We start from the raw sequence: 12,600 nt of genomic DNA on the forward strand, positions 1-12,600 counted from the left end.
ACCCCAGCACCAGCTATTGCGTAACCAGACTTAACTGCACATTGTACAACTATGTGAGCTTATATGGCGACTTTAAGAGGTTTAGTTGCACTCTGTACAACTAAATTGAGCAAATACAGTGTGTCTAAAGGAAAAACGGTAATTTAACTGCACGTAATACAACTAACTTATCTTTTGGAGTAGCAGTATGAGAAATAGTTGTACGAAATGCAATTAGCGGATGGGGATGGGGAAGTAATTTCGAAGGAGGGTGTTAGTTTAAGAACATTCATTCATTGGGTCTATTTACCGTCTGCAGATGATCGCGCCCCCTTGAGTTTTGTCTCCGAACCCCAGCACCAGCTATTGCGTAACCAGACTTAACTGCACATTGTACAACTATGTGAGCTTATATGGCGACTTTAAGAGGTTTAGTTGCACTCTGTACAACTAAATTGAGCAAATACAGTGTGTCTAAAGGAAAAACAGTAATTTAACTGCACGTAATACAACTAACTTATCTTTTGGAGTAGCAGTATGAGGAATAGTTGTACGAAATACAGTTAGCAGATGCGTGCGTGCAGGCAATGGATATCCTTCGAGTAACCATCGAGGATGGATGTTAGTCACGTCGTGCTTAAATGTGTGCTAGCAATGACACGAAAAAAGAATGCTTCTATTGCATGATCTGCAATAGAAGCATCTTCGAAGCCGAAGCCCAGCGTCTCACATTGACACTGGGCTGGCTAGATAAAGCTATTGATATTTAACTACAATCGCGTTGCTAATCTGACGCCCAGGGGTCGTGAGATATTTGCCATTGTAGTATAGTCCGCTGGATGCGCCGCCATCCAGATTCATGGCTTGATACGCACCAGCCTGCTTCATCATTTCTGCCAGCTGTGGGATAGTAGCTCCGCCAGTGGTCAGTAGAATCAGCTTGTGGTCGCGAGTGAGGCCAAGTGCGCTGCGGGCGCCGCCGCCGGTTAAGATCTTGGCATCCTTGAAGCCTTCTGCCACGACATTAAGGGATACCTTGCCATTCACAAGCAGACGTGGCCCAGCTTGGAGTGCTCCTTCCATAGATCCGGAAGCGAAACGGTCTGTAAACTCTAGCCCGGGAATAAGCGAGGCTAGATGGTTGCTGTCATAGGTGAAAATTGTGCGGCGATCGCCGGAGCTATTTTTGAGCATTTTTCCACCACTGACCATATAACCGTAAGGCGCTTTGTATGCCCCTTTGGTATAGGCATCAAAGAACGTACCGTTAATAGCTACTACGGCATTATTGCGTTTGGCTAGACTGCTTAGTTCCTCCACTTTTCCTACCGTATTTCCTGCTAGTACAACGTCGAGCTTCACTTTAGGATGCAGTAAGGAAACGGTAACCGTTTGGGCTTTGAAGGATTTGCTACCCACCTTGAAAGTTTTACTAGCACTGACAACAGGGGAGGAATCTGCTTTAAGAAGTGAGCCAGACTGTACAGGGACAGTCGATGAAACATCGTTATTCGTAAGGGTTACAGATGAGGCTTCCTGATTCCATTCCAATTGAATGCCCAGCGTTTTGCTGACCAGGGACAAAGGGATATATACCGTACCATTCTCACTAAAAGCGGAGTCGGTTAGTGTTACTGATTTGTCGTTGACGAGCGCAACCGCTTGTCCTACAGTGAGTATAATCTTAGTGTCTGCGTTCGTAATGGTTATACGTTTGTCACTAGTATTCATTTCAGCATGTATACCGGTGAAATTATTTAAGAGACGCAGTGGGAGATACGAGTGGTTATTTTTGGTCACATACACGGTGTTTTTCGGAACCGCAGCAGCTCCAACAGTGGAGGAACTAAATGTGTAAACCGGAAATAAACATAGAAGGAATGCAAGAAAGAACGGAAACAATAACTTTTTCATATTAACCAAAATCTCCTTATCCTGTAGCTGATGTAAAAAGCGATAAAGGTTTATTATACCTCAAGTTCTAAAACATGGATAACCCTTATTTTTCAAATACTCAAGGGAAGATTCTGATAGAATGTAGATACGATTAAAGAATAGTACTAGAAATCAACAACTAAAGGGAGATCTTTATGACTACAGTAGGTTTAATTCGCCATGGAAGTACAGCGTGGAATAAGGAAGGTAGAGTACAAGGACATACAGATAACTCATTGGATGCAGAAGGATTTCAGCAGGCAGCGCTTATTGCCGAACGACTTAGCGGTGAACAGTGGGACTACATATATTCAAGTGACTTGCTCAGAGCACAGCAAACGGCAGAGGTTATCGCAAAGCGACTAGGTATTGAGTTAGCAGGTATAGTACCGGGCATTCGAGAGATGTATGCAGGGCTAATTGAAGGTACTACGCAACAAGAGCGGATAGAACGATGGGGACCCGATTGGAAGACGTTAGAGTTGGGATTAGAAACTCCGGAGGCCAGCGAGATCAGAGGCAGCCAGGCCATCGAAGAGCTTGCGGAGAAACATCCGGGTTGTAATATCTTGATCGTTAGCCACGGAGTAATTTTGCGTAGCATTCTTAGAAGACTGATTCCAGAACTAGACGGTACAGTATTACTGAAAAATACGTCCATCACCCGGATCACCAAATCGGGTACTTCTTGGCATTGCGATCTGTACAATTGTGCAGAGCATTTAGAAATCTAACGAAGTGTTCAGATAATGTTCAGAGCATTTTAATATAGTGATTGTTCAGCAATCTAATCATTTTTGTAGTAAAAGGATGTGCGAATTTAAGGTGGCAGAGGTTCAGATTTACTTACAAACGTTATTATCCCTTCTCATCGCAGCCGCGGCCGGTTATTTAGTACTAAGGCTCTACCGGGATATTTCTTCTAAAACGCCTCAAAAAAGAGCGATTCATACCGGTCTTTTCGTTATAATAATCATCATTGGACTATGGAGCATGCATCAGTTAGGCGTAAAAACCTTATTGGGAAATGAAGTGGCCGATGATGGAATTATCATATCACTGGTGGTCTATAGTCTTACGATAGCCCTATTTATGTTTTTGATTACACGTATGAACCTAGTGTGGGCTGAAAGAGAGCAATTGAAAGAACTGGCGTATAAGGATGCTTTAACAGGGTTATTGAATAAGAATGGAATGGATCATTTTTGGGATCGGTGCAAGGTAAATGAGCAGCTTGCCGTTTTGTTTCTGGATCTGAATCGCTTTAAATCGATCAATGATAGCTTGGGGCATCATGTGGGGGATTTACTGCTGGAAGAAGTGGGTAAAAATTTAATTCAATTCTCCAGCAAAAGAAAACGTCATATCTTCCGCGTGGGCGGTGATGAATTTGTGATTGTCGCTAAAGGCAGCAACCAGAAGGAAGCAGAGCAGCTTGCTGTGCGAATTCTGGAGAAGACGACTAAGAGTTACCAGCTAGGTGAGCATAACCTGTTCGTATCTATGAGTATAGGGATCAGCATAAGTCATGGTAAGGTGGATCATTTCAGGCTGCTTAATGAAGCAGACACAGCGATGTACGCCGCCAAACAGCTCGGTACAGGGCGTTACTCCGTCTATAAGAATTAGAAGAAGTGGATGTAAAATAAAAGCGGCAGCCATAGACCTTGTACATAGTCCATGGCTGCCGCTATTGTTATTGGAAAGGCGAATGAATGCTGTTCGTCACATCCTTACGGCCTTTCATGAGGAACAAGCAGACAAGAGCAACGGCCATACTAATCGCCGCTACGTAAAACAGGATAGAGTAATCAAAAATATCAATCATGAGCCCCAGTAGTGGAGGCGAACTGATGGCGGCAAGGGAAGAGACCAGATAATACATCCCTGTTCGTGTGCCGATACTCTCTTCGGTTCCTGTTGCCACAACATAAGGATAGGAATTGATATTAATACAAGCCCAGAAGACTCCACCTAGCAACAGTAACCCTCGAAGGAGCATCAAGTCCTTTGCAAAACCGACGAGAGCAAAAATGGTCATTAATCCGCATACGCCGATGATGATCATTTTTTTCTTCCCGAATCTTCCGCCCAGCCAACCGCTCGGAATGGCGAACAGCACAAAAGCCAAAGAGAAGAAAGTGAGCGAGAAAGAGGCCGCCTGTTCGCTTAGGCCGAGATGATGTTTGCCATATAAGGTAAACAGCGTCTCAACGCCTTGATACGCTACGAACCAGAAGAAAATCGCCGCTAGCAAAAATACTGTGGTACGGTCAAGCTGACTTCGAAAGGAAATACGAGAGGGCTTGGTGGCAGCATTGTCTTCTGAAGGAAGCTTCATTTGCACGTTTACGCCGTCCCGATTTTCTTTAATGAAGCGTGATACGATAAACATACATAATAAGGTAATCAGTCCAGCGACGATAAACGGAAGTGCTGGATTGGATTTATACAGGATCGAACCTACGCCGAAAGCGAGAATAGAACCGAACCCACCCATGAAATTAATCAGCCCGTTGGCCTTTGTGCGCTGCTCTTCTGGCGTAATGTCCGGCATGAGGGCGACGGTTGGTGAACGGTATAAGCTCATGGCCAGATTCATTAGCATCATAAACAACAGAAGTGTAAATAGTCCGGTATGAAACGGAATCAGCATGGTTAGCACGGCAGCGAAAGGCATACCGATCATAAGATAAGGCATTCTGCGTCCAAAACGCGAGGTCGTGCGGTCACTACGGTTGCCAATCCAAGGCTGCAGGAATAAGGCAAAGTAATTATCAATCGTCATCAAGAAGCTGATAAGCGCCACACTATGTACGTATTTTTCTAGAAAAAAGGGTACAAATGCATTATACAGACTCCACGTAATGCTGATGCTGAAAAAGCCGAATCCGAGCAACCAGACTTTTTTCACACGTTCACACTCCCTTATTATTTAGCTAGAAGCCCAGCCAGCACATCTGGATGATCTGTAATAATACCTGACACTCCAGAGTCGATTAAAGCCTTCATCCGCTCTGGATCATTAACAGTCCAAGGATGATAAGCGATGCCATGCTTAGCTGCTTCTTCGACGAATTCAGGAAGTACTGCTTGATGATACGCATGCAGCGCATTTGCGCCAATCGTAGCTGCATAATCCCAAGGACGATACAGACCTTCCCCGTATAGAATTCCTGTCCTGATCTCAGGTGCAATTGTTTTACTGTGAGCTAGTGAATAATGGTTGAAGCTTGAAAAAATCACGCGATCACTCATCTTGAACTCCCGTACAGCCGCAATAACCTTTTCCTCCATACCCGGGTAAAAGAAAGTACCATTCTTAAACTCGATGTTCAGTACTGTATCTCGTCCTTGCAGCAGATCTAATAAATCTTCTAGCAAGGGGAGCTTCTCGCCTTTGAACTCGGGACTGAACCAAGAGCCTGCGTCCACTTCCAAAATTTCTGCAAGGGTCTTATCTTTTACATAGCCTGTTCCGTTTGTCGTACGGTTCAGGGTTTCATCATGAATAAGAACGAGCCCGCCATCCTTGGTCATTTGTACATCGGTTTCAATTCCGGTTGCACCTAACTCAAGACCTTTGCGGAACGCTGCCATAGTATTTTCCGGACACACTGCCGATGCGCCGCGATGCGCAAAATTAATAATGTTCTTCATCAGCTATTCATCCCTCCAACATAGTGTTTGCTGTCGCCCTGTAGACGAGGGCTACTTTTCATATTCCACATAGAGTAAAGAAACCCTGTTTAGAAATGCTGGCAGGGCTCTATTTCTTGAAATTTAACATGCAGTTTACCTTACAGCAATTCTCGCTTTAATGATTCATAGCCCATAAGGGATTCGTTCCAGCAGACCTGATCCATAGATGTTTTGCAGCTTCAGCTCAGGCATATGAATATAACCGATATAACAGTCACACACCTTCATTCGGCAGCTTCTTATAGCGGATAGACCTTCCAAGCCATCGCGATAAAGGTTGCCAATGACACCTCTGTCCTTATAACAGCGTTTCACCAGTCCAGCGCCCTGTACATAAAAGACTTCCTTTCCCGCATTGCAGGTCTGACCCAGACTCTCGTAATCCATAGCATTCACAGCAAAATGCGGATCAATCTGGCTCAGAATGGTAAGATCCTCGGCTGTATAGTAATTGGGTTTATCTTTATAAGCATTGACCCATAGATATACGTTCTTCGGTAATGCTGCGCGAAGCGAGGTAATAGCTGTAAAGGCACTGCGGATCCCCACGCTCCCTACGCTGAAAGCTACATCATTTTCATACAAATTCATACATTGTGTCAGAAACTTATCTTCGCTCACCTGTCCGGGATGGTAAGTAGCCCAAAAAGCAGCTTTCCTTCGATTCAGCTGATGAACGAAATCAAGATTTGCTGATAGGTTCGTCTGAATGGCTACCTTCTCCACATGTTCCATAGTGGATAGTGAGATCATCGCTTCTTTGTACCAACGATGAATCAACCCTTCGCCATAAGGATTGAAAAAGATAGACAGCCTGTGGCCCGCTGCACCCTGCAGTGAGGCCCACTCGACAAAGGTCTCCAGCCCTTGCCGATCCTTGACGAGAGTGGCTGCATTGTCCTTATTTTTGCCGAAAGGACAGTAGGGGCAGTCATAATTGCAAGAGGTGAGAGACCCGCGATAGTAGAGAACGGCATTCATGGTAATACGAACCTTTCCATTTGCTCCCGAATCTCTCCTGAAATAAACCAATCCCCAATCGAATCAGAGTAGCCCATGCCTTCGGTAGTGAGGCGCAGTACGCCATCTATTTCCATTCCCAAGCCAGTTTGAAGCAGGTTCGACAGCTCAGGATAATCATCCCAGAGCGAATTTTTGAAGCGCAGGCTGTAGTCTTCTATCCTCAGACCTTCACTATGTAAAATTGCCTTCAGAATAAAGCGGCGCTTCTGTTCCTCTAGACTTAGCACAATGCCGTAATCAGCCGTATCGTAACGATCCGCTGCGACGTAATCAGCAATAATGCTTTCGGTTGCTTTACGGCTCACCCCGTAACGAGAAGCGTAATGCACATGGCGCGTGTAGGATCTTGCCCCGCAGCCCAATCCAACCATCCCTTCTTCTTGGCAACTATAATCGATAATAGGTTTGTCTGTTCCCGCGCTTTCTTTGGCGAATCGACGCATGGAATATTGGCGATAACCTCTAGCTTTAAGCAACTGTCCAGCAGCTTTGTAGCAATCTAGGCGAATATCCTCCTGACGATGGATATCGTCAGGCTTCACAATCGTATGCTCACGGGTGTAGAGCGGATAAATAAAGATTTCCTCTGGCTCATAGCTAAGGGCCTGATTTAGTGAATACAGCCAAGAGTCGACGGTCTGCCCCGGAAGACCATAGATCAGATCCAAATTTAGAATAGGAAAATCATATTTCCCCAGCAGCTCCAGTGCCCGGTACACCACATCCGGGTTTTGGGGGCGATAGATGGCTGCTGATTCAGCAGCGACGAAGCTCTGGATGCCCATACTAACCCGATCTACTGTATATTCTTTCAGAATATTTAGCTTTTCTTCGCTAAGAGTCTCGGGGGAAGTTTCCACCGAGATGGAGGCTGTACGCGTATCCAGTCCCATCGTATCAACGGCAATGTGGAACAAACGGCGAAGCTGATCTGCCGCCAGCAATGTAGGCGTTCCACCACCAATCGCGAAGCGGGCATACGGCTTATGATCGGTAAATGCTGCCCACTGCTTGGCTTGACGTTCTAGCGCGTCCACGTAAGTAGCGTGAACATTCGCGCGTTTATCAGGCAGGGTGAATAGGTTGCAGAATCCACAGCGAGCGCCGCAAAAAGGAATATGCATATATAAAAAAAAGGATTCTGCAGGCTCATCTCGCCATAAGGCTTCTAGTGGAAGCGGAGGCTGTAGATCCCTGTAAGCTGTTTTGTGTGGATAGGAATACAGATAAGATTGGTAAGGGTAAGCCGTAATTTGGTCTTTCCATTTGTGAAGTTCTTCTAAAGAGAAGGACGATAACGTCATACAGTGCTCCATCCTTTCCTTTTCCTTGTTATAGAATAAATTCGCGGTAGGGGATATTCCATACGGTTTCGTGAGCTAGGCGATGCCCCTGATAGCCATCCTCGCCAAAGGCGGTCCCATGATCGGAAAACGCCAAACAGAAGGTAGGATTACCGCGTTCCCGGAAAGCGTCGAATAATCGGCCCAGTTCACCATCCACATATCGTAGTGCGGCGCGCTGGCTGTCTACGGAGTCTTTTTTAGCACCAGGTATAAAATAGTGGTTTGGCCCGTGGATGGCAGAGACATTAAGGAACATGAACAATCTTTGTTGGCCCGGAGTATCCTTCAACAGCTTCAAGGCATGATTCACCTGATGCTCTGTGGAACGCGGATTGGTGACCCCGAACGTCATCCGCCAGTAGCTTTGCTGGAAATAACTTGGTAACACACGAGCGAGTGGATTTTTTTTGGTGAAAAAAATAACGCCCCCTATACATACTGTGCGGTAGCCCTCAGCAGCAAGCCCAGACACAATATCCGGTGTATCGAATAGCCAGGTATGGGGATGTGTCTTCATCCCGGTATTTCTGGAATGGAACATGCGGATATGCTCGCTCTTATCCGTTGTGGCCGGCGTAGGCAAGAAGCCGCCGAAGAAGGCGTGATGAGCCGCATAAGTAAAGCTGCCTGGGGTATGTCTTCTCTCCCATGATCCGGTCCCGCACAAGTTGGGGCAGTTCGCTTCTTCCATTACAGCAGCATCATAACGAAGCGTATCGAGTGTGATCATAAGAATATCATGCGTGCCGACGATGGTGTTCATATCCATTAAGATAAACCTTCCTTTATAAGCGGTGTGGAGGGAGGCGTGATATAGTCTCTAGCCGACAATACTTTCATTTCCCATTCGTAGGTGCTGCATCCGCGGTATTTCACATCGTAGAGCAAATCGCCAAATGGATTGACATCCGCGACAAAACATTGCTGTGAACCCCCGGATACGAGTACATCGATTCCGGCTACCCCGGAACGAGGAAAAGCAGCCAGGGCTTGCAGGGCGGTATTCCGAATCTCCTCCTGCACGGATTCAGACAGACCAGCTTCCGAAAGAGACATCCGCTGGTTGCGTAAATGCAGATTCGTAATCGGAGTAGGACTGACCCGAGCAACCGCGTGGCAGGCCTCGCGGAGAACGACTAGCTGGCGAATATCAAATGCTTTTCCCTTAAGCCCCGCTTTAGGGATCCATTGCTCAGCATAACCCCCGTGCTGGTAGATCCAGTTCATAATTCCCGAGATCGTGACAGTATCTGTGTACCGTCGCAGTTTACCGGAATTATAGTAAATGGGTGGTCGAGTGATATAATTCTCGACCCCCACAGTTGTTAAGGCGATTTCGGCACCGGTCACGGGATGGATTTGATAGGCGACCACCCCAGAAGCCGCAGAGCCGAAGGCCAGCTTAATGAATACCCGGTGCATTCGCCGGGATAACATCATCTCCCGGAGAGAGGTATAATCCGTAGGCTGTTGATCCTCGCCTACTGGGCGAGGGACTGGAATTCCTGCCTCACTTAGAATCTGTTGTGTCTGGCGTTTATCGGTCATGGCGGCAATGTCAGCAGGATCATTTAACCATAGCGAACCTGGATATGCGATTGTCGCCTCACGTTGTAGTCTAGCCAGCATTCGGCAGTAGCCGCGGAACCATTGGGATGGATGATGCAGAACCCCCTGCATTTCCTTCAATTGACGAGCGACCTTCACACGGAGTGGTCGCGGGTCAGGTCTATCGGCGTAGGGATGAAGCGAATCGTCCATATCATCCGAATCTGGTGCACCTAGAGCGATTAAGGCTCGTTCTACCTCAAAGCTGCTTCCAGGTGATTCCAGTCTCAGCAGCGGGGGAGCTGTACTAAGATCTATTCCGTTATAAATGGAGGGCTGACTGGATATCTGCTTCTTCTGCTCTTCCATAAGATCACCTAATGATCTACCTTGCAGAAACTCAGTGTACGATAAAATAAGGGCAGGGGGCATTCCGAGATCGGAACGCGCTTGCTGGATGCCGCTAGTCCGTTTATCACCGGGAATACCGATAATGATCATCGGCCTCATGAGAGGCTCACTCTGTGATGGAAGGATAACGCCAGTCTTCCTCATCGTCGCTTTCCTGCTTGTCGCTGACATCAACAGGCAATCCACTCTGTTTCCAGCGGTTAATCATCTCGTCAGACATATAATGATGGCTTAGGTTTAATGCTTTTAATTTTTTGATTCTGTCGCTGGCTAGAAGCAATTCAGCCCCTTCGTCGCTTAGGGTACCGAGCGAAAGATCGAGCGTATCCAGTTGATCCAGAATAGGAGCATTTGCTAATGCACCTGCGATCTCATCTTGGATTTGGCTATTTTTTAATCCTAGATAAGTAAGCTTAGGGAACTTCCCTACTTCTATAAGAGGGAGAAGATCTGCGAGGTTGCCGTCAAATCCGTAATTGTCTACACCCAGATATAGCTCCAGCTTGCGTAAATTCGGTAATTGGCTAGTTGCAATATGTTCAAGAACGGCTTTACTTAAGCCCCCACTGATAATAATCAGTTCTTCTAGCTTGTCGTGTTTGAGTTCTGCCAGGCTCAGCTCGTTCCCACCTTGAATCGTGAGTGATTGTAGCTCTGGAAAAGCGGGTAACAGTGGCGAAAGATCGCTTTGGGTAATCCAAGAAATCTCACATTCCTCATACCCCATCTCGCCTATGAAAAGCTTACGCAAAGCAGGGAAACTAGCACTATGCGTAACGAGTGCCTCTACAACCTCTTCTGAACTATTCTCGTAGGCTTGCCCCCAATCACCGATGATTAGACTTGTCAACGAAGAACTTTCAGGGCTGCTGCTAAGCTTCTCAATTTCCGTGCCAATTCTTTGGCCTTCTTCGAATTCGTCGTATCCGATACTGAGCTTTACTTCCGTCATGGGCATTCCCTCCCGGAAAAATTTAACTTCGAAAATACCCTATCATCTGTAGCCAAGGGAGTCAAATCACAGGTTTAAATAATTATAGTCAAATTGGTCATGTCATTGACCTAAGAAGGTATGGTAGGTTTATGCTAGGGAGAGTTACATTATTTTGAAACATAAGGACGCCGAAGGCGATTATACTTGAAGGAGCTGCTCTAATGAAGATCAAACTTCAGGAATGGATAATAGAAGCGGATATTGCAAAGCTGCAAGCGGCTATGGAAGCAGGAGTAGTCAGCTCAGAGGATTTGGTAGCAATATATTTGGAACGGATTCATAAGTACGATATAGACATAAACGCAATCTTAGAAATCAATCCTGAGGCTATAGAGATTGCCAGAGCACTGGATGTTGAACGTAAGGAACAAGGAAGCCGGGGAAGTCTACACGGTATTCCTATATTGTTGAAGGATAATATAGATACAGCAGATAAGATGCATACGAGTGCTGGCTCCGTAGCTTTAGCAGGATCATTTGCGGCACAAGATTCCTTCGTAGCTGCGAAGCTTCGGTCGGCAGGGGCTGTTTTACTTGGAAAGGCGAATATGTCGGAGTGGTCTAATTTTATGTCCAGTTCAATGCCAGCTGGATATAGCTCACGTGGAGGGCTTGTGCTGAATCCATATGGACCTGGGAACGTATTTGTCAGCGGATCTAGTTCTGGACCTGCGGCAGCGATTGCGGCGAATTTGGCAGCAGCATCGATCGGAACAGAAACCGCGGGATCGATTGTTGGGCCAGCCAGCCAACATGCGCTCGTCGGGATCAAACCAACGGCCGGATTAGTCAGTCGTGCTGGAGTGATTCCGATTTCGATTAGCCAAGACACCCCTGGGCCTATAACAAGAACGGTGACGGATGCAGCGATTATTTTGGGGGCATTAACGGGCGTAGATGACAAGGATGAAGCAACATTTTTAAGTGAGAAGCATGCTTTTACGGATTATACTCCATATTTAGATAAAAGCTTTATACGGAAAGCAAGAATAGGCATCCCACGGCATTATTACAAGCATTTAGATGCAGAGCGACTTTCGTTGATGGAAGCAGCGATCCAGACTTTGAAGAACGAAGGCGCTACGATTATAGATCCAGTTACGCTTTACGTTGAACAACAAAACTGGAATAATGATGTGATCTGTTATGAATTTAAAAAGGGGCTTAATGCCTACTTATCCCAAGTAGATGATTCTGTTCCGATTCACTCTTTGCAAGAATTGATAGCATACAATGAAAGCCATGCTGAAATCGCATTACAATATGGGCAAGACACATTAACTAGGTCAGAAGAAATAACATTGACTGAAGAGGAATACCAGCAAAAGAAACAAGAATACAGGAAATTAGCGCTTGAGCAAGGAATAGACTACGTGTTGGAACAATATAGTTTGGATGCGTTATTGCTGCCGGGTGATGTAGATGGGATGTATATTGCCGCACGTTTGGGCTATCCGTTAGTTGCCGTTCCAGCAGGATTTGTTGCTCATGGCATTATTGATGCCGACGGTGATCCTACTAGAGGTCCTTTTGGTGTAGTTTTTTCTGGAAAAGCCTATAGTGAGCCTACGCTCCTATCCATAGCCTACGGATTTGAACAAGCTACACAGCATCGTATTCCACCTCAACTGGAATAGGTATTGACTACTTTATTATAGAAGG

At 46.0% G+C, this 12,600-nt stretch carries 11 protein-coding genes; 3 read left to right on the forward strand and 8 right to left on the reverse strand.

All coding sequences use genetic code 11. The features are described 5' to 3' along the window. Positions 1-735: 735 nt before the first annotated feature. The gene (locus tag M2444_RS30655; RefSeq protein ID WP_280788905.1) at positions 736-1,893 is read right to left on the reverse strand and encodes a phosphodiester glycosidase family protein; all 1,158 of its coding nucleotides are present in this window, start codon (positions 1,891-1,893) and stop codon (positions 736-738) included. 176 nt (positions 1,894-2,069) lie between these two features. Between M2444_RS30655 and M2444_RS30660 the strand changes: the two genes are divergently transcribed. Further along, positions 2,070-2,648 carry a histidine phosphatase family protein gene (locus tag M2444_RS30660; protein ID WP_094876354.1) on the forward strand — a complete coding sequence of 193 codons (579 nt, stop codon included), beginning with the start codon at positions 2,070-2,072 and terminating at the stop codon, positions 2,646-2,648. A gap of 91 nt (positions 2,649-2,739) precedes the next feature. Continuing rightward, positions 2,740-3,543 carry a GGDEF domain-containing protein gene (locus tag M2444_RS30665; RefSeq protein ID WP_179281683.1) on the forward strand — a complete coding sequence of 268 codons (804 nt, stop codon included), beginning with the start codon at positions 2,740-2,742 and terminating at the stop codon, positions 3,541-3,543. Positions 3,544-3,610: 67 nt separating this feature from the next. On the opposite strand, the gene M2444_RS30670 is transcribed toward M2444_RS30665, so the two are convergent. From M2444_RS30670 to M2444_RS30700, 7 genes are all read right to left on the reverse strand, one after another. Next, entirely contained in the window at positions 3,611-4,828 is a 1,218-nt protein-coding gene (locus M2444_RS30670) for an SLC45 family MFS transporter (RefSeq protein WP_094872477.1), read from the reverse strand. 17 nt (positions 4,829-4,845) lie between these two features. Further along, entirely contained in the window at positions 4,846-5,574 is a 729-nt protein-coding gene (locus M2444_RS30675) for a glycerophosphodiester phosphodiesterase (RefSeq protein WP_280788906.1), read from the reverse strand. A gap of 165 nt (positions 5,575-5,739) precedes the next feature. Further along, positions 5,740-6,597, reverse strand: a complete 858-nt coding sequence (locus tag M2444_RS30680) for an STM4011 family radical SAM protein (protein WP_280788907.1) — start codon at positions 6,595-6,597, stop codon at positions 5,740-5,742. Then, positions 6,594-7,943 carry an STM4012 family radical SAM protein gene (locus tag M2444_RS30685; protein WP_280788908.1) on the reverse strand — a complete coding sequence of 450 codons (1,350 nt, stop codon included), beginning with the start codon at positions 7,941-7,943 and terminating at the stop codon, positions 6,594-6,596. The genes M2444_RS30680 and M2444_RS30685 overlap by 4 nt, the downstream gene beginning before the upstream one ends. Before the next feature lie 28 nt (positions 7,944-7,971). Continuing rightward, a complete protein-coding gene (locus M2444_RS30690) occupies positions 7,972-8,754 on the reverse strand; it encodes an STM4013/SEN3800 family hydrolase (RefSeq protein WP_280788909.1) in 783 nt (260 codons plus the stop codon). Beyond that, positions 8,754-10,088: an STM4014 family protein gene (locus M2444_RS30695; RefSeq protein WP_280788910.1), complete on the reverse strand. Its 1,335-nt coding sequence runs from the start codon at positions 10,086-10,088 to the stop codon at positions 8,754-8,756. Before M2444_RS30695 ends, M2444_RS30690 begins: the two co-directional genes overlap by 1 nt. Next, positions 10,051-10,896 carry an STM4015 family protein gene (locus tag M2444_RS30700; RefSeq protein ID WP_280788911.1) on the reverse strand — a complete coding sequence of 282 codons (846 nt, stop codon included), beginning with the start codon at positions 10,894-10,896 and terminating at the stop codon, positions 10,051-10,053. Before M2444_RS30700 ends, M2444_RS30695 begins: the two co-directional genes overlap by 38 nt. A 203-nt stretch (positions 10,897-11,099) precedes the next feature. Here M2444_RS30700 and M2444_RS30705 point away from each other — a divergent pair, with 203 nt between their 5' ends. Further along, complete coding sequence (locus tag M2444_RS30705) at positions 11,100-12,575, forward strand: amidase family protein (RefSeq protein ID WP_280788912.1); 1,476 nt, start codon at positions 11,100-11,102, stop codon at positions 12,573-12,575. Positions 12,576-12,600 lie beyond the last annotated feature (25 nt).

The organism is Paenibacillus sp. PastF-3, from assembly GCF_029893135.1.
GTDB lineage: Bacteria > Bacillota > Bacilli > Paenibacillales > Paenibacillaceae > Paenibacillus_AQ > Paenibacillus_AQ nitricinens.

Excerpts from the sequence above, each read along its gene's own strand:
- M2444_RS30685 (WP_280788908.1), bottom strand. The coding sequence starts at position 7,943 with ATGACGTTATCGTCCTTCTCTTTAGAAGAACTTCACAAATGGAAAGAC.
- M2444_RS30690 (WP_280788909.1), bottom strand. The coding sequence starts at position 8,754 with ATGGATATGAACACCATCGTCGGCACGCATGATATTCTTATGATCACA.
- M2444_RS30700 (WP_280788911.1), bottom strand. The coding sequence starts at position 10,896 with ATGACGGAAGTAAAGCTCAGTATCGGATACGACGAATTCGAAGAAGGC.
- M2444_RS30705 (WP_280788912.1), top strand. The coding sequence starts at position 11,100 with ATGAAGATCAAACTTCAGGAATGGATAATAGAAGCGGATATTGCAAAG.
- M2444_RS30655 (WP_280788905.1), bottom strand. The coding sequence starts at position 1,893 with ATGAAAAAGTTATTGTTTCCGTTCTTTCTTGCATTCCTTCTATGTTTA.
- M2444_RS30695 (WP_280788910.1), bottom strand. The coding sequence starts at position 10,088 with ATGAGGAAGACTGGCGTTATCCTTCCATCACAGAGTGAGCCTCTCATG.
- M2444_RS30660 (WP_094876354.1), top strand. The coding sequence starts at position 2,070 with ATGACTACAGTAGGTTTAATTCGCCATGGAAGTACAGCGTGGAATAAG.
- M2444_RS30680 (WP_280788907.1), bottom strand. The coding sequence starts at position 6,597 with ATGAATGCCGTTCTCTACTATCGCGGGTCTCTCACCTCTTGCAATTAT.
- M2444_RS30675 (WP_280788906.1), bottom strand. The coding sequence starts at position 5,574 with ATGAAGAACATTATTAATTTTGCGCATCGCGGCGCATCGGCAGTGTGT.